Here is a 16,452-nt window from a genome sequence, read left to right as displayed (position 1 = left end):
CTTTCGGTGTTCACTTGTCCGCCCCGGAGGTCAGTCCGGTGACGATGTAGCGCTGGGCGAGGAAGAAGATGACGATGACCGGTACGGTCACCGCGATGGAGCCGGCCAGGAGCACGGTCACGGGCACCTGGAAGTCGGTGAGCTGGGCGAGGCCGAGCGGAGCCGTCCACCGGGACCGGTCCTGCACGAGGAAGAGCAGCGCGTAGAAGTACTCGTTCCAGGCGATCATGAAGACGTAGATGGCGGTCGCCACGACGCCGGGCAGCGCGATCGGCAGCACGACCCTGCGCAGCATCGTCGGCAGCGAGCAGCCGTCGAGCAGCGCCGCCTCCTCGACGCTCTCCGGCAGGGCGAGGAAGTAGTTGCGCATCATGTAGAGCGCGACCGGGACGGTGGCGGCGACGTAGATGACGAGCAGCCCCACGAGCGACCTGGTCAGCCCCAACCGGCTCAGGATGACGAACTTCGGCACCGCGAGCACGATGCCCGGGAATAGGTAGACGGCGAGGATGATGCCGCTCGTGAAGCGCCGGCCCCGGTAGCGCAGGCGGGCCACGGCGTACGCCCCGAAGATGCACGCGACGATCGACACCGCGACGGTGGCGAGGGCGACCAGCAGGGAGTTGACCACGAACCGGCCGAGCCCGAAGCCGCCCGCCGACTCGTCCTTCATCGCCGTGACGTAGCTGGACAGGTCGATCTCACCGAGGCCGGGGACGACGTCGAGGGGTTCCAGCAGCACCGCCGAGAACGGGCGCAGCGAGAGCAGCACCCCGTAGAGCACGGGTCCCACGGCGCAGAAGAGCGCGACGGTGATGAGCGTCCACCGCAGGACGTTGACCGGGCGCGAGGGCCGCATCGCCGAACTCACAACGCCTCCTTCCGCCGGGAGAGCAGGACGTAGCCGGCCAGCAGCACGCAGAGGATCAGCGACATCAGCAGTCCGTACGCCGCCGCGCTGCCGATGTCGGACCGGGTGACCAGCTCGGTGTAGACCTTGATCGCCATGACCTGGGTGCCGCCGGCGCCCTCGGTCAGCAGGTAGACGTCGTTGAAGTTCTGGAACGACCAGATGAACCGCATCAGCAGCAACAGCAGGAGCACCCCGCGTAGCTGGGGAAGGATGATGTGGCGCAGGTTCTGCCACCGGGACGCCCCGTCCAGGGCCGCGGCCTCCTCGATCCCGCCGGGCACGTTCTGCAGGCGCGCCATGACGAACAGGAAGGCCAGCGGGAACGACTTCCAGATCTCGAAGGCGACGACGACGAGCAGCGACACAGGTACGGGCAGACCCGCCACGTCGGTCGAGGTGGTGCTGAGGAAGCCGATCGGGCTCTGCCAGCCGAGGTACTCCATGCCGATCGCGTTGACGATGCCGTACTGCGGGTTGAGCATCGTGCGCCAGATCATCGCCGCCGCGATGACCGGCAGCACGTACGGGATCAGCAGCAGCGCGCGGACGAGCCCGCGCCCCCGGAAGGGGCGGCGCAGGGCGAGGGCGAGGGCCGTTCCGACGCCGATGGACCCGAGCGTGGTCAGGGTCGCGTAGGCGACGGTGGTCCAGAGCGCGCCCCAGAACGCGTCCGACCGCCAGGCGTCGGCGATGTTCTCGAAGGTCCACTCGATGGTGGACGGCGACAGCCGGGGGATGTCGATCAGCCGCGTGTCGGAGAACCCGAAGATGACGACCAGGACGAACGGGAGCAGGACGACCAGCGCGAGCAGGAGCAGCGTCGGGCCGGTGAGGAGCTGGCCGTTGAGGTTCTCCCGCTGGGAACGGCTGAGCCGCTCCCAGCGGGAGGACCGCACGGTCGGCGTGCTCACAGTTCGGCCTGGACCTTCTTGACCTCTTCGGCCATCGCCTTCGTGATGTCGGCCGGCGACTGCCCGCCGTAGAGCCGCTCGAGGAACTGCGCGAGCACGTTCTCGGCGGTGACCGCGCCGGCCAGCGGCGAGTCCTTCGTGCCCATGCCCCACAGGCTCACGGCGTTGACGCCCTCGCGGATCTGGGTGACCATCTCCGGCCCGTACAGCTCGGCGACGGAGCTCTTGGCCTCCGGGCCGATGCCCAGCTTGCCCCACGCGTCGAGGTACGCGTTCGGCTCGGCCTTGGTGCCGTTGCGCAGCGGGATCCGACCCTCGGTCGCCGAGGCGAGCGTGTCCGAGTAGCCGTCCTCCAGCATGAACTTGATGAACTCCTTCGCCCCGGCGGTGTTGGCGCCCTCGGGGATGCCGTAGCCGAGGGTCGCGCCGTACTGCGCAGGGTGGTTGCGGTCGAGCACGGTGATGAATCCGGAGTTCTTCGACAGGAACGCCGGGTCGGCCTTGCACTGCGCGCAGGTCGGCGGGTTCGCCGAGTCGAGGCCGGCCAGCTCGTCGAGGATGTGGGTCGAGAAGAGCAGCATCGAGGACTTGCCGGCGAGGTAGGCCGCCCGCGCGCTCGTCACGTCGAAGTCGCCCTGCGCGCTGGAGTCGCGCAGGACCTTGAACTGCTCGGCCGCCCGGGTGCACTCCGGCGAGTCGATGGTGACCTTGCCGTCCTGCACGAGCTGGCAGCCGGCGCTCTGGAACATCGAGTAGATGGCCTCGGTCCCCGAGGCGGTGCCGGACTGGGTGCCCAGGGCGATGCCGGACACCCCGGTCGCCTTCATCGTGGTGGCGGCCTTCGCCACCTCCTCGAGGTTGGTCGGCACCGCGACGTTCGCCGCCTGGAGGAGGTCCTTGCGGTACACCAGCAGGTGCACCCAGCCGTCGCTCGGCACGGCGCCGACCTTGTCGTCCAGGCTGAACGCCTTCAGGGCGTTGGCGTTGAACGTCTCGGCCCCGAGGTCCTTGACGACCTCCTCGGCGGCGCCGGTGTTCAGCAGTCCCTGGGAACGCCAGGCGGCCGTGGTCGTGGAGCTGTGCAGCATCACGTCGGGCACGTCCCCGGAGGCGGCGCCCGTCGCCAGGGCCTGCTTCTGGTCGGCCTCGCTGAGCGGCACGACCTTTACGGCGATGCCGGTCTTCTCGGTGAACCGGGCCGCGACCTTCTCCTGCGCCGCGACCCGCTGCGGGGTCGTCTGCGGCGTCCAGAAGGTGATCTCCTTGGCCTTCTCCGCCTCCGACTCGGACCCGCCGCAGGCGGCGAGCATGGTGAGCGCGGTCGCGGCGGCCAGAGCCGCCGCCCACCGGCGCTTCGTCAGGTGGACCATGTGCTGTCTCTCCTCGATCTGCTTGGTGACGACGGTCAGGACCGCTCGACGGCCCCGCGCATGACGTGCCCCTGGGAGTTCGCCGGCGGGCGCACGCCGAGCAGGGCGCTGATGGTGGCGGCCACGTCGACCAGGCCGACGTTGCGCAGCGGGACGCCGCGGCGGATCCCGGCGCCGGAGAGCACCATCGGGACCTGCGCCTCCGGCAGGGCGCCGTGCGAGGCGCGGGGGGCGCCGTCGGCGAGCGTGGAGAGGTGGTACGGCTCGACCGGCTCCACCACGAGGTCGCCGAGCTTGTCGCTGGCCTTCAACCGGCGCAGGTCCTGCTGGTCGCGGACGGCCGCGATGCCCGGGATGCCCCGGATGATCCCGGCGATGCGGCGGGCGTTCTCCGGGGTGTCCGCCCGGCCCCGCAGGGTGATGTCGGCGGTACGCGGGGCGGGCACGACGACGATCTCGCTGGCCGGATCCGGTACACCGCCCGAGCTGGCGACGACCTGGACCTTGAGGCCGGTCGCGGAGAGCCGGTCGAGCACCTCGGGCAGCAGCGGGACGGTCCACTCCCGGGCGCCGTGGTCGGCCGTGACGACGAACGCCGTCCGGTCCAGGACGCCGGCCTCGCGGGCGGCCTCGCGGACCCGCCCGATCTGGGCGTCCACGCGGGCCAGGGCGGCGGGCAGGTCGGGGTCGGAGAACCCGCCGTCGTGCAGTACGCCGTCGACGTCGTCGCAGTAGACGGTGATCAGGTCCGGGATCGCGGCGGGGTCGACCATGGTGCCGCCGGAGTTGACCGGTTCGCCGCGCAGCAGCGCGATCGCCTGGTCGGCGCGGGTCTCGCAGTTGCCGCCCGGCTGGGTGTACAGCGCGGCGGGGTCGCCGTACGTGGCGCCGTAGTTCTGCACCGCGTACCACTGGAGGTAGGCGGCCGTGCGGTCCTGCCGCTTCAGCGAGTGGGCGATCGTCTCCACGCCGGGCTCGATGTAGCGCTCCTGGGAGACGCCGCGGTCGGTCTCCTGGTTGTAGTAGTAGCCGGTGTTGCGGTGCACGGCCGGGTACGCGCCCGTCGCGGTGGTCGTCCGCGACGAGTTGGAGTACGACGAGTACGACCCGTCGGCCACGCCGAAGGTGCCCTCCCCGATGAGCGCCCGGATGTTCGGCAGCTCGGCCAGGCCTGCGTAGCGCCCCGTGAGGAAGCGCGGGTCGAACCCGTCGAAGTCGAACATGATCACGTGCTGCGCGGGCCGCGCGCCGCCCGCCGCCGGTGCCGACACCGCCGGGGTCGCCGGCAGTACGGCCGCCGCGAGCAGCACGACCGCGCCGGCCGCGCCGGCCCTGACCGAGCTGGAACGCCTGATCGGATGCGCCACTCTCTGCCTCCTCGAACCGTCGGACCCGTGGGCGAGAGTCTGCCGGAGACACGAGGGAGATTGTCAAGATGCCCGTGTGAGATGCAAGATACGCGCATGCAGAACCTATCGGCTGACGGGAATGGTCGATCCTTGGACGAACTCGACCGCCAGATCGTCGGCGCTCTGCTCGCCCACCCGCGGGCCACCCACGCGCAGATCGGCGAGGCGGTGTTCACCTCGGAGGCCACCGTCTCCCGCCGGGTCCCGCGACTCCTGCGCAGCGGTGCGGTGCGGATCATCGGGGTCATGGACGGCGAGGCGACCCGCCGGGCGCGATCGCTGTTCGTGCGGCTGCGCTGCCGCCCGGACGCCGCCGGCCGCTCCGCCGAACACCTGGCCCGGTGGCAGGAGTGCGGCTCCGTCAAGCTGCTCACGGGCAGCGTCGACTGCGTGGCCGAGGTCTCCTACACCTCCAACGAGCACCTGCTCCAGCTCATGTTCGAGCAACTGCCCGGCCTGGACGGTGTCCTGGCGATATGGAGCAACCAGGTCATCCGGAGGTTCTGCACGCCACACAACTGGAGCCCGAGCCTGCTGCCGGCCGAGGTCGTCGACGAGCTACGGGCGCAGCGGACGGACCACTGGAACGAACAGACACCCGTCGAGGCGCCGTCCCGGCTCAGCCGACTCGATGAGCTGATCATCGCCAGCCTCGCCACGGACGGCCGCCAGGGCTGGCAGCAGCTCGCCGAGCGGTGCGGCGCGAGCCCCGCCACCGTACGGCGGCGGGCCGAGGCGATGATGGCGGCGGGATTCCTGCGCATGCGGACCGTCGTCGAGCCCAGCCTCGTCGGGCTCACGGTGAACGCCTTCGTGACCCTCAGCGTCAACCCCACGCAGCTCGGACAGGCCGGCGAACTGCTCGCCGCGCACCCCGCCGTACTCATGATCTCCGCGACGACCGGCGACCGGAACCTGTGCGGCGAGATCGCGCTGGAGAGCGACGCCGCCCTCTACGAGTTCCTCTCCGGCACCATCGGCCAACTCCCCGGCCTCCAGCACGCGGACGTGGCCGTCGCCCTGCGTTCCGTCAAGCGGGCGGGCATGATCCTGCCGCCCGCGCCCCCCGCAGGCGAGACGAACCGTCGCAGTGTGGCCGCCCCACCCAGATGACCGACCTGCTCGACCGCAGGCAGCGGGAACGCCTCGCGTGGGCTACGGAACGATCGGGAGCACGTCGGCGTCGCCCCCGGTCTGGGGCAGCCCGGCGGCTGCGGCGACGACCTGGACGGCGTCCTCCAGCGTGGTGGACTCCGGGAGGACTAGTTCGTCGGGCCAGCCGAGGACGTCGTGGGCGGCGTACCAGCCACTCATCTGCGCGGCGGTGAACTCACCGGCCTGCGGGCGCGTCAGGTGCCGGCGCAGGGTCTCGGGCAGGGACACGTCGAGGTAGACGAAGAGCGACCGCCCCCGATGGCCGTCCCGGAGCGCCGTCAGGACGGCCCGGTGGCGGACGGTGTGCAGGATGCCCTCCAGCACGACGTGGTAACCGTGGTCGAGCGCGAACCGTACGGTCTGTTCGATCAACGCCGGCGCCGCGCCGCCGGGCTTGTCACGCTCCCGCAACACGATGCGGCGCAGGTAGTCCTGTTCGACAAGCGCACAGCCCCGGCCGTGCCGACGCCGCAGCTCCCGGGCGATGCTGCTCTTGCCCGAGCCGGAGTTGCCCCGGATGCAGACGAGGATCGTGTCCGCGCTGCCGGTCGGGATGGCGTCGGCATCCATCGTGCCCCCTCGCGGTCAGTCGTTGCTTATGGTCAGGCCAAGGCGGCGACGGCGCACAGAGCCATCGGCGATCTTGACAGTCTCGGCCTCGTTGGGACACCCTCTGGGCCAGATCGCGCCCGAAGGTCCATGGCTCACGGGCGTACAGCTGCACGGTCGATACTCCACACAGGTACATGGAGGCTCATTTGCGTCGGAATATCGCAGTCAGCATGGCTGTGCTTGTCGCCGCGCTCGGGATCCTGGTTCCCCAGGGGTCCGCGCTCGCCGCCAGTGGCGCACCGTTCAAGCTGCCCTACCGGGCTGGACACGCGTACACCATCACCCAGACCCCCGGGAGCGGCTACTCCCACAACGACGGCTACAACCGACACGCCGTCGACTTCGCCATGCCGCAGGGCACCCCGATCGTCGCCTCGGCCGCCGGCACCGTCCGCTTCGAGGGATGGAGCAGCGGCGGAGGCATAATCGCCCTGATCGACCACGGCAACAATCGATGCTCCCAGTACGCCCACCTCAGCACCACCATCGTCGACAGAGGGCAATGGGTGGCGCAGGGGCAGCACATCGGCGCGTCCGGCGCCACCGGAAATGTGACCGGTCCACATCTGCACTGGAACGTCGTCTACTGCGACTCTCAGCTCAGCCGCGAGATCCCCAATACCGTGGAGAACGGCACCAGCTATCCCACCGGCACCGCACCGGTGAGCCAGAACCGCCTTTCCACCAGCCTGCCGGGAGCTGATGGCGAACGGGTGTCCGACTTCAGCGGTGACGGTGCCGCCGATGTCCTGGGGGTCGCCGCCAACGGCGACTTCTGGTACTACCCGCACAACCTCTCCGGTCTCAGCACCCCGGTGAAGATCGGGATCGGTTGGGCAGCCTTCAGGCACGTGATGGCCGCCGACTGGAGCGGCGACGGCGCCGCCGACGTCCTAGGGGTCGATTCCTCAGGAAGGCTGTTGTACTACCCGAACAACAGCTACAAGCTGTCCGGCTACACGCAGATCGGGAATGGCTGGGCGGCCTTCAGGCACGTGATGGCCGCGGACTGGAGCGGCGACGGCGCCGCCGACGTCCTGGGAGTCGACGCCAACGGAAACCTCTGGTACTACCCCCACAACGGAGCCGGCCTCGGCAACCCCGTCAAAATCGGCTACGGCTGGGCCACCTTCACACACGTCATGGCCGCCGACTGGAGCGGCGACGGCGCCGCCGACGTCCTGGGAGTCGACGCCAACGGAAACCTCTGGTACTACCCCCACAGCGGAGCCGGCCTCGGCAACCCCGTCAAAATCGGCTACGGCTGGGCCACCTTCACACACGTCATGGCCGCCGACTGGAGCGGCGACGGCGCCGCCGACGTCCTGGGAGTCGACGCCAACGGAAACCTCTGGTACTACCCCCACAACGGAGCCGGCCTCGGCAACCCCGTCAAGATCGGGAACGGCTGGGCCACGTTCGTACACGTCATGTGAGGGTGACGATCCACCAGGGCGGGTCGGCCCAGGCACCAGACCGGGTGCCCCGGCCGACCCGCCGGCCAGGGCGCCGCGCCGGGAACGGGCGAGGCGCGGCGCGTTCAGTCCGGCAGGAGCGGGCGCATGAACGTCCTCTCGTAGCGCAGGACGCATCCTGACTCGTCGCGGATCCGGTCCGCGTCGACAAACTCCGGATCCTCACCGAACCGCGAGCGGTAGCGCTCGTAGGCGGCCAGGCTGTCGAAACTGAACAGGGCCTCCGCCCGGTCGCTGGCACCCTCGGCCGGCAGGAAGTAGCCGTGATGGACACCGCCGTGCCGTGCCACCAGTCGCATCCACTCGCGGGCGAAGCGCTCGAACGCCTCCAGCTTGGTCGGATCGATGGTGTAGTGCACCACGCAAGTGATCATCAGGCCACCATAGGCCGCGCGGAAGCGTCAGGCAGACATCGGCCGGTGCCGCCCAGTCAAGGCCGACCGGGGCGCGGTGGTCATCGTCGTACTGCAACTGCTGGTGATCGGCCGTCTCAGCGGGCGCAGCCGCTCGCGGGCCCTCGCCGCCGTCGGCCTCGTGTTCGCCATCTCCTGGCTGGTGCTTGGCATCGGTGGCCTGGTGGGCCGGGACAACGCCCTCCTCGCGGCCTGCTGTGTGGTGGCCTGCGCGACGATCTTCGCGTTGGGCGAGACGATGCTCGCCCCGGTGCTCCCGATGCTGACGAACATTCTCGCCCGCGACGAGTTGCGCGGCCGCTACAACGCGATGAACTCGATGGCCACCGGCATCAGCGGGGTGATCGGCCCGGTCACCGCCGGCCCGCTGATCGGCACCGGCAACGCCACGGCCTGGGTGGTCATGGTCGTCGGTGGTTGCCTGCTGGCCTTGGCCGTGGGGCTGTCGCTGCGCCGCCTGCTCACCCCGTTGCAGGACGGTCGGGTGCCGCCCGGGACGGCCCACCCACCACCGCGCTGCTCTCCCGGGCCAGCACCGTGTGCGGCGCGATGATCCGGGTCGGGGCCGCGTCGGGCAGGGCGATCCGGTTCGTGACCCGGGCGACGGCCTCGCGGGCGATGAAGGTGGTATCGACGCTGACGGTGCTCAGGGCGGGCCGCGCGTACCGCGCCTCCTCGCTGTCGCCGATGCCGACCACGGCGACGTCTTCCGGGACGCGCAGGCCCGCGTCGAAGACGGCCCGCATCGCGCCGATCGCCAGCAGGTCCGAAAAGCACAGCAGCCCGTCCGGACGCCGGTCCTGCGCCAACAGCGTCCGGGCGGCACGGTAGCCCTGGTCACGGCGGTGCAGCAGCGCGGGTTGGAGGTGTCCCGGCGACTCAGCGAGGCCGGCCCGCCGCAGGGCCCGTCGGTAGCCGACCGTCCGACGTCGCGCCCGGGTGGAGGACTCGCCCGGACCGACGCCGATCGCGGCGATCTGTCGGCAGCCCGCGCGCAGGAGGTGCTCGGTGGCGTCCTGGGTCGCCCCGGCGTGATCGACGGTGATGTGGTCCCACCGGTGGTCGCTGCTCTCGCCGAGCAGCACGAGTGGCGCGCCGGACGCCTGTTTCCTGACCAGTTCCGGCGGGGCGTCGTCGGCCACCAGGATGATGCCGTCGACCAGCGCGTGGTGGGTGCCTCCGGGCGAGGGGTGGCCGCAGTGGTCAGCGTCGGCGTGGTCGATGACCACGCGGTAGTCCAAGCGGCAGGCGCTGCTGACGATCTCGCGGACGAGGCTGTCGAACCGGGGGGCGTCGCCGCCGGGCACCACCAGCGCGAGCAGGTGGGTGTAGCCGGTACGGAGGTGGCGCGCGAACAGGTTGGGACGGTAGTTGAGTTGCTCGATAGCGTCCTGCACGCGCTGTCGCAGGTCGTCGCTGACGTACGGGTAGCCGTTGACGACGTTGGAGACGGACTTCACTGACACCCTGGCGAGCCGTGCCACGTCCTTGAGAGTGGCGGCCACCATGCCTCCTCCGCTGTCGTCTGCTCGGAGCCGACACCCCGTGGTCGGAAAAGGATCAGCCACAGGCGTCCGACCAGGCGCTCGCTGACACTGCCAAAGCCGTTTTGCCGGTGTAACTGGGATGTTCGCAAGGACCACCAACCCTGTCAAGGGACGCGACTGGTGCCCGCTGCGCGGCTGGTCGACAATGTCCGCAGGCCGGTAGGGGTGGAGCAGGTGGTGGTGCCGGCTCCGGCGACGACCGGCCACCAACCGTTTCATCGCAGGAGGTTGGCCGTGAGCGACCAGGCAGGGGTGCCCGCCGCCGCCCGGCTGGTGCTGGATTTCGTCAACACCTTCGAACCCCAGGTGGGCGAGGAGACCCTGACGTCACCCGACCGGCTCCGCGACTGGTTGGTCGAACGGGATCTCGTCGAAGTCGGTACGCGGCTGGCACCGTCCGACGTCGCCACGATCACCACGATCCGCGAGCACCTGCGCACGGTGCTCCGGGCGCACGCAGGGCCGCCCGTCGACGTCGTACCGGTCGCGCACCAGCGGCTCAACCAGGCGCTGGCCGGGTTCCCCGTGCGGCTGGTCTTCACCGGCGGGTCCTTCCGACTCGTCTCCGTCGACGACGAGCCGCTGCACCGTGCCCTGGGTGGGCTGATGGACGCGGTCCGCCGCTGCGCGGAGGAGCGCTCCTGGGACCGGCTCAAGGTGTGTGACCGGGACACCTGCCGGTGGGCCTTCTACGACGCGTCCCGCAACCAGACCCGCCGTTGGTGCTCGATGGCCGGTTGCGGCAACTACGTCAAGATGCGGCGCGCCCACGCCGTCCGGAAGAGCCGGGCGGCGTCCCCGTGACCGTCGGCCGGAGCCACCCGGCGCGGATGACGAGCAGGGGTACGCGATGAGAAATGCGGTCGTCATCGGCGCGAGCCAGGGGCTCGGCGCCAACCTGGCGACGCGGCTGGCGCAGGACGGTTGGGCTGTCACCTGGGTGCGCGGACGGCCCACCGTGCGGCCACCCGCGCCGGTTCACCCCCGCCGGGCGACGGTGATGATCTCCGGGCTCGTCTCGGTGAACGCGCCGCCCTGCCAGTCGCCGAACCGCTCCTCGACCACCAGACCGGCGCCGGTCAGAAACGACGACAGCGTCGCCACGTCCAGGAACCTCAGCACGCTGTGGCTGGTACGCGGTCCCGGCCAACGCGGGCTGGAGAACGTCGTGGTGAACCCCACGATGCCGGGCTCGGCCGGCGGCTCGGCGTCGTACTCCATCCGGACGGTGGCACCACGGGCGTCGACGCCCTCCACCGCGTGCTCCGGCGTCCACCGCTCCCAGGCCCGCGCCGCCGGGTTACGGGTCTCGAACAGGAACCGCCCGTCGTCGGTCAGTGCCGACCGGACCGCCGCCAACGCGGATCGCAGCTCATCGTCGGTGACGAACACCTGAAACGCGTGGCCGGTCATCACGACGAGGTCGAACTCCCGCTCCCAGTGCACCGAGCCCAGGTCACCCAACACCCACTCGACGTCGGAACGGCTGCGGGCCCGCGCCAGCATGCCGGCACCCGGGTCCAGCCCGCACAGACGGCCCTGGTGCCCGGCCGCACGCGCCCGGTGCAGCAACAGGCCCGTCCCGCACCCCACGTCGAGCACGGCACGCGCCGACATCACCCACGGCAGGTAGAAGGCCAGGTCGTCGCGCTGGTCCCAGGAGCAGAACACGTCGTACAGCTCGGCGAGATCGGGATCGGCGTACTGGTGATCGACCACCCCATCTGTCTACCCGCGCGCCTCGCGGCCCACAACCGGCCGAACCCGCGGATTAAGTGATTGGTGTTGGTCGAGTCCTTCACCCAGGGAAAGGGCGGCGTTACGCATGGCGAGGTCGAGGAGTTGGGCTTCACGAGTTGGGCAAGGCGGTCGGGCTTCGCGGGCGCATGGGCGGATGAGCTCGGCGTGTCATCCCCAGCGACGCCTACCGGAGCGAAGCCCTGTCAGCTGCGAAGACTGACGCCCTCGGATGGAGTACCGGCGCTGAGGTCTGATCGCTCGGAACCTTGATCCCATTGGAAGACCGTCGCACCGTACGCAGGGCACTCTGCGTGGATACCAGGGCAACGGTAAGGTACCGCGATCAATGTGGAGTTGGCACTGGGGACGGGGTTTCGACCTTGAGAGAACAACGGCTTGCCCAGCTGCGAGACCGCGTGCAGCGGCACCTCACCACCCGTGCCCCGGAGCCGGTACTCGCGCCGGAGGCGATCGGCGAGCTGGTCGACCTACTCTGCTCGGTGCCGGACCCTCTCGACGACCTCCCGGTCACCCAGGCCGCAGGGCTGTTGCTGATGGCACAGGTCTCCGCCGCTGCCAACCCCGATGCGGTGCCGAAGGCGACGGTGGCGCTGGAGCTGCTCGCCCCTGTGTACCTGTGCGGGTATGAGGTGCCGGACGTGGTCCGCGAGCAGTTCGAGCGCCATCCGCCGGCCGAGCCGGACACGGCCTCGACGCTGGCGTCGCTCGGCCGACTACTGTACGGGCGGGCGCTGTCCAGTCCTGACGAGAACACCCTGAACCAGGCCGTCGCCCTGCTGATCCGCGCCATCGCGCTGACCGAGCCCGACCACCCCGAGTATGCGCGCAGCCTGACCAACCTGGGCAGCATGCTGCTGACCCGATTTGAACGCGCAGGCGACCTGGACGACCTGGAGCTCGCGATCAACCTCACCGAGACGGCCGTCAACGCCACCGCACCCGGCGACGCCGAGCGCGGTACCTATCTGAGCAACCTGGGCAACGCCCTGCTGACACGGTTCGAACAGCTGGCGAGCGAGGCCGACCTGGATGCCGCGATCAAGGCGCATCAGGCGGCAGTGACCGGCTGGCCCGACGATCCGGAGCACGCCGGAATGCGTGCCAACCTCGACCTCGCTCTGCGGGCCCGGGCCAGGTTCCGCGACCAGGTCAGCGAGCTCGACCGGATGATCGAGGTGGCGCGGACCGGGTCAGCGGAGCAGCTGAGCGATCTGCTGCAAATCCGGTTCGACCACGCCGGCGATCGAGCGGATCTGGAGGAGGCGATCCAGGTGCGTCGGGCCGCCCTCGCCGCAGCAGTCGATGACGCCGAGCGGGCCGATCACCGGTCCCGGCTCGCCAATCTCCTCCTGAGCAGGTTCGTTCACCTCGGACACAGCGAGGACATCGGGGACGCCGTTGCCTACGGCCGCGCGGCGGTGGCGGCGACCCCGGCCGGGGATCCGGAGCTTGCCGGGCGCCAGCTGCATCTCGCCAACGCGCTCAATCGCCGGTATCGGGTGACCGGTGGTCTGGATGACATCGAGGAGGCCGCCGCACTCGGCCGCAGGGCCGTGGACGGCACGCCCGCCGCCGACCCCAACCGCGTCGCGCGCCTCTCGTCGCTTTGCGTAACCCTGTGCTCGCTGGCTGAGCGCACCGGCCGAAGCGCCGACCTCGACGAGGCGATCGAGGCGGGGCGGACTGCCGTCGACACCGCGCCGCCGCACACCCCGTACCGGTCGGCTTTCCTGGGCAATCTCGGTGCCGCCCTGCTGGCCCGGTTCCGGCATACGGGCGGTCAGGCCGACCTGGCCGCGTCTCTGGACGCGCTAAGCCATGCCGCGCTCGCCGCGCCTGCGGCCAGTCCCGAGCGGGCGACCGTGCTGGCCAACCTCTGCGGCGCCCTGCTGACCAGCTACGACTCGCTGCGCCGACGCGAGGATCTCGACGAGGCGATCGACGCTGGCCGCTCGGCCGTCCAGCTGACGCCGGCCGGTCACACGGCCCTCGGGACGCGGCTATCGAATCTCGCCGGCGCGTTGCGGACCCGGTTCACGGTGGGCGCGGACGTCGCCGACCTGGACGAGGCGATCGACGCGAGCCGGTCGGCGGTGCAGGCGCTGCCGCCGGGCCATCCGGGCCGCCCCGCCGCACTGTCGAACGAGTCACTCGCCCTGCGTAGCCGATACGAGCACCTCCACCGGCCGGACGACCTCGACGAGGCAGTGCGGGCGGTACGGGCCGCGATCGGCGAGACGCCGGCCGATCACCCGTACCACACCGCGTACCTGCTGAACCTAGGCCAGACGCTGCGCCAGCGCTGGACCCGGACCGGCGATCCCGCCGATCTCGACGAAGCCGTCGCCGTGTCCCGGGAAGCGGCGTCCGCGGAGGTGGGACCGACCCGGTTCCGGGCGGCGGCAGCGGCCTTGCAGGCGAGCCTCGCCGCTGCCCAGGGCCGCTGGACCGACGCGATGACGGGGTACGCGACCGCCGCCGACCTTACGGCTCGGACCGTTGCCCGGCACATCACCCGCAGCGACCGCGAACACCTGCTCGACGGCATGGGCGGCACGGTGGCCGACGCCGTCGCGTCGTGTGTGCGGGCCGGTGCGATCGGCCGCGGCGTCGAACTGTTCGAGCAGGGACGCGGCATACTGCTGAGCCAGGCGCTCGACAGCCGCACCGACCTCACCGCGCTCGCCGAACGCCACCCCGAGGCGGCCGAGCGGTTCACGGCGCTGAGCCAGGAGCTCGACTCGCCCGGCCCGGCGGGCGACGCCGTGGCGCTGCGCACGGCGGCCGCAGCATACGACCGGCTCGTCGCGGACATCCGAGACCTGCCGGAGTTCGGCGCCTTCCTGCGTCCGCCAACGATCGAGCAGCTCCGGCCGGACGAGGGCCACGCGGTGATCGTGACCGTGTCGGCGTTTGGCTCCTACGCGGTCGTCCTGCCGGCCGCCGGCAACCTCACCGCCGTCGCGCTGCCCGAGCTCACGCCGGACGGCCTGCTAACGGAGGTCCTCGCGTACCTGCACGCGCTCGACGACATCAACGCGAACGCGGCGCGGCGACGGGCGCGCAGCCAGGAGCAACTGGCCCGGACGCTGGGCTGGCTGTGGGACACCATCGCCGGCCCCGTACTCGACCACCTGGGCATCACCGGGGCGCCGGTCGCCGGGCAGCGCCCGCCGCGGCTGTGGTGGTGTCCGGCGGGCCCGCTGACGCTGCTGCCCCTGCACGCCGCGGGCCACCACGGCACGGCCTCGGACGCGGTGCCACGGGCGGTGCATGACCGGGTGATCGCGTCCACCACGCCGACGCTGCGAGCGCTCGCTCACGCCCGCCGCACCGGCACGGAACAGCCCCGGAATCTTCAGGGACTCGTGGTGGCGATGCCACACACCCCCGGCGGCACCGACCTGTTCGGCGCGGAGACGGAGGCGGAAATCGTCGAAGAGTACTGCCCTGGCAAAGTCGATGTCCTCAGCGGTACGGCCGCGACGCGCGACGTCGTGCTCGCCGCCCTGACCGAGGCGCGGTGGGCGCACTTCGCCTGCCACGGCTACACCGACCTGCACGACCCGTCGAGCAGCCGGCTCCTCCTCGCCGACCACCACGACCGGCCGCTCACCGTGGTAGACGTGGCCGGGCTGCGGCTCGACGGCGGCGAACTGGCATACCTGTCCGCGTGCTCCACCGCACAGCCCGGCACCCGACTGAACGACGAGGTGATCCACCTGGCGTCAGCGTTCCAGCTGGCTGGCTTCCGGCACGTCGTCGGCACGCTCTGGGCGGTCGGCGACCGGCACGCCGTGGACGTCGCCGAACTCGTCTACGCGGCACTCGCCGACGGCGCAGACATCGCCACAGCCGTGCACGACGCCGTCCGGCGCATGCGCGACCGCTGGCCCGACAACCCATCGGTGTGGGCGTCACACATCCACATCGGCCCCTGACGAACGGCCCAGCACCAGCGTCGCAACGCACTCCGCATGGTCCTCGTCCGCGGCCGACAGCACCATCCCGCCGGTACCGGTGCCGCACTCGACATAGGCCACGAGAGCCGGGTGCACACCAGTCTCCGGCGTGCGGTGCACGAACACGAACCGGCCCTCCACGACCGTCACCAGGGCGATCCCATGGGCCCGCGCGAACGCGACCGCCCCGGACTGGTACGGCGCGGTGGCAACCATGACGCCCTTGTGCGCGCCGACGCTCTGCACCTTCTGGTAGAGCACCTGGACGAGCTCGCGCTTGATCGGATTGCGGTGCAGCTTCGCCTCGACGATCACCAGGAACGCCAGGCCCGCGAACCGGTACCGGACGGTCGCATCCAGATCGTAGCCGCCATCCAGACCGGTGAGCTTGTCGTGCAGCGTGACCACGAGGTCGTCCACCTCCGGCCCGGCGGATCGCAGCAGCTCGTCGGCGACGAAGGCCTCGAACCGCGCCGGGGTGATCTCAGCCGGCGGAAATCGCACCACGGCGTGGTCATCCTCGATCACACGCGAACGCTACCCGTTGCGCCCGCACCGCAGTCAGCACAGGGCGATTCCCACCGGTGCGACCGCCCAGTCAGCCTGACCGGCCGATCGGGCTGCACCCAGTTGGCCAGGGTGCCGTTGTTGATCCCCAGATCACGCGCTACCTGCGCGATCGACTTCCCGGTCTCACGCACGATTTCGACCGCACCCGCGCGGACCTCCGGATCAAACTGGCGTCTCGTCCCAGCCATGAACCCCTATCCCTCAAGTTCTGGCCTCCACGTTACGAGGGGACGAGAATTGCATGAAATCCGGCGACTCGGCCGGAAGGTATGTAAGCCCACGACCTCCACGCCTTCGCTGCGGAGGAACCGGACCCGCGCGCCCCGGGTCGAGGCGGAGTCCGGTCGAAGCCAG

Annotated in this window: 15 protein-coding genes; 5 read left to right on the top strand and 10 right to left on the bottom strand. The window is 70.7% G+C overall.

Going from position 1 to position 16,452, the window contains the following annotated elements; translation table 11 throughout:
* Positions 1–10: 10 nt before the first annotated feature.
* From AC0OO9_RS20850 to AC0OO9_RS20835, 4 genes are read right to left on the bottom strand one after another with little or no spacing between them, the layout of a single operon-like run.
* Positions 11–871 carry a carbohydrate ABC transporter permease gene (locus AC0OO9_RS20850; protein WP_484511749.1) on the bottom strand — a complete coding sequence of 287 codons (861 nt, stop codon included), beginning with the start codon at positions 869–871 and terminating at the stop codon, positions 11–13.
* A complete protein-coding gene (locus AC0OO9_RS20845) occupies positions 868–1,824 on the bottom strand; it encodes a carbohydrate ABC transporter permease (RefSeq protein ID WP_132240876.1) in 957 nt (318 codons plus the stop codon). Before AC0OO9_RS20845 ends, AC0OO9_RS20850 begins: the two co-directional genes overlap by 4 nt.
* A complete protein-coding gene (locus tag AC0OO9_RS20840; protein ID WP_484511747.1) occupies positions 1,821–3,194 on the bottom strand; it encodes an ABC transporter substrate-binding protein in 1,374 nt (457 codons plus the stop codon). The genes AC0OO9_RS20845 and AC0OO9_RS20840 overlap by 4 nt, the downstream gene beginning before the upstream one ends.
* Positions 3,195–3,229: 35 nt before the next feature.
* On the bottom strand, positions 3,230–4,561 hold the full coding sequence (locus AC0OO9_RS20835) for an alkaline phosphatase family protein (protein WP_484511745.1): 1,332 nt from the start codon (positions 4,559–4,561) through the stop codon (positions 3,230–3,232).
* A 132-nt stretch (positions 4,562–4,693) separates the two neighbouring features.
* On the opposite strand from AC0OO9_RS20835, the gene AC0OO9_RS20830 reads away from it, so the two are divergent.
* A complete protein-coding gene (locus AC0OO9_RS20830; RefSeq protein WP_484511744.1) occupies positions 4,694–5,716 on the top strand; it encodes an Lrp/AsnC family transcriptional regulator in 1,023 nt (340 codons plus the stop codon).
* Positions 5,717–5,758: 42 nt separating this feature from the next.
* On the opposite strand, the gene AC0OO9_RS20825 is transcribed toward AC0OO9_RS20830, so the two are convergent.
* On the bottom strand, positions 5,759–6,328 hold the full coding sequence (locus tag AC0OO9_RS20825; RefSeq protein ID WP_484511743.1) for a kinase: 570 nt from the start codon (positions 6,326–6,328) through the stop codon (positions 5,759–5,761).
* A gap of 212 nt (positions 6,329–6,540) precedes the next feature.
* Here AC0OO9_RS20825 and AC0OO9_RS20820 point away from each other — a divergent pair, with 212 nt between their 5' ends.
* The gene (locus AC0OO9_RS20820) at positions 6,541–7,806 is read left to right on the top strand and encodes a peptidoglycan DD-metalloendopeptidase family protein (RefSeq protein WP_484511741.1); all 1,266 of its coding nucleotides are present in this window, start codon (positions 6,541–6,543) and stop codon (positions 7,804–7,806) included.
* 104 nt (positions 7,807–7,910) lie between these two features.
* Here AC0OO9_RS20820 and AC0OO9_RS20815 read toward each other — a convergent pair whose 3' ends face one another.
* Positions 7,911–8,219: an NIPSNAP family protein gene (locus AC0OO9_RS20815; RefSeq protein WP_421457596.1), complete on the bottom strand. Its 309-nt coding sequence runs from the start codon at positions 8,217–8,219 to the stop codon at positions 7,911–7,913.
* A 76-nt stretch (positions 8,220–8,295) separates the two neighbouring features.
* Between AC0OO9_RS20815 and AC0OO9_RS20810 the strand changes: the two genes are divergently transcribed.
* Entirely contained in the window at positions 8,296–8,811 is a 516-nt protein-coding gene (locus AC0OO9_RS20810) for an MFS transporter (protein ID WP_484511739.1), read from the top strand.
* Here AC0OO9_RS20810 and AC0OO9_RS20805 read toward each other — a convergent pair.
* On the bottom strand, positions 8,720–9,766 hold the full coding sequence (locus AC0OO9_RS20805; RefSeq protein WP_484511737.1) for a LacI family DNA-binding transcriptional regulator: 1,047 nt from the start codon (positions 9,764–9,766) through the stop codon (positions 8,720–8,722). The two genes, AC0OO9_RS20810 and AC0OO9_RS20805, sit on opposite strands and share 92 nt — an antisense overlap.
* Positions 9,767–10,039: 273 nt before the next feature.
* Between AC0OO9_RS20805 and AC0OO9_RS20800 the strand changes: the two genes are divergently transcribed.
* Positions 10,040–10,609 (top strand): CGNR zinc finger domain-containing protein, encoded by a 570-nt coding sequence (locus tag AC0OO9_RS20800; protein ID WP_484511735.1) that lies wholly within the window; start codon positions 10,040–10,042, stop codon positions 10,607–10,609.
* Between the two features lie 174 nt (positions 10,610–10,783).
* On the opposite strand, the gene AC0OO9_RS20795 is transcribed toward AC0OO9_RS20800, so the two are convergent.
* Complete coding sequence (locus AC0OO9_RS20795; protein ID WP_484511734.1) at positions 10,784–11,524, bottom strand: class I SAM-dependent DNA methyltransferase; 741 nt, start codon at positions 11,522–11,524, stop codon at positions 10,784–10,786.
* A 437-nt stretch (positions 11,525–11,961) separates the two neighbouring features.
* On the opposite strand from AC0OO9_RS20795, the gene AC0OO9_RS20790 reads away from it, so the two are divergent.
* On the top strand, positions 11,962–15,507 hold the full coding sequence (locus tag AC0OO9_RS20790; RefSeq protein WP_484511733.1) for a CHAT domain-containing tetratricopeptide repeat protein: 3,546 nt from the start codon (positions 11,962–11,964) through the stop codon (positions 15,505–15,507).
* Here the strand turns inward: AC0OO9_RS20790 and AC0OO9_RS20785 are convergent.
* Together AC0OO9_RS20785 and AC0OO9_RS20780 are read right to left on the bottom strand one after the other, a co-directional pair.
* Positions 15,484–16,056 carry a restriction endonuclease gene (locus AC0OO9_RS20785; protein WP_484511731.1) on the bottom strand — a complete coding sequence of 191 codons (573 nt, stop codon included), beginning with the start codon at positions 16,054–16,056 and terminating at the stop codon, positions 15,484–15,486. The genes AC0OO9_RS20790 and AC0OO9_RS20785 overlap by 24 nt on opposite strands.
* Positions 16,053–16,286 (bottom strand): transposase, encoded by a 234-nt coding sequence (locus AC0OO9_RS20780; RefSeq protein WP_484511729.1) that lies wholly within the window; start codon positions 16,284–16,286, stop codon positions 16,053–16,055. The genes AC0OO9_RS20785 and AC0OO9_RS20780 overlap by 4 nt, the downstream gene beginning before the upstream one ends.
* Positions 16,287–16,452 lie beyond the last annotated feature (166 nt).

The organism is Micromonospora sp. USAFONa4, from assembly GCF_057197825.1.
Note: the sequence above shows the minus strand (reverse complement) of the source record. Positions and strands in the feature narration are given on the sequence as shown.

Coding starts and splice junctions, on each gene's coding strand:
- AC0OO9_RS20840 (WP_484511747.1), bottom strand. CDS start 3,194: ATGGTCCACCTGACGAAGCGCCGGTGGGCGGCGGCTCTGGCCGCCGCG.
- AC0OO9_RS20825 (WP_484511743.1), bottom strand. CDS start 6,328: ATGGATGCCGACGCCATCCCGACCGGCAGCGCGGACACGATCCTCGTC.
- AC0OO9_RS20820 (WP_484511741.1), top strand. CDS start 6,541: ATGGCTGTGCTTGTCGCCGCGCTCGGGATCCTGGTTCCCCAGGGGTCC.
- AC0OO9_RS20815 (WP_421457596.1), bottom strand. CDS start 8,219: ATGATCACTTGCGTGGTGCACTACACCATCGATCCGACCAAGCTGGAG.
- AC0OO9_RS20805 (WP_484511737.1), bottom strand. CDS start 9,766: ATGGTGGCCGCCACTCTCAAGGACGTGGCACGGCTCGCCAGGGTGTCA.
- AC0OO9_RS20780 (WP_484511729.1), bottom strand. CDS start 16,286: ATGGCTGGGACGAGACGCCAGTTTGATCCGGAGGTCCGCGCGGGTGCG.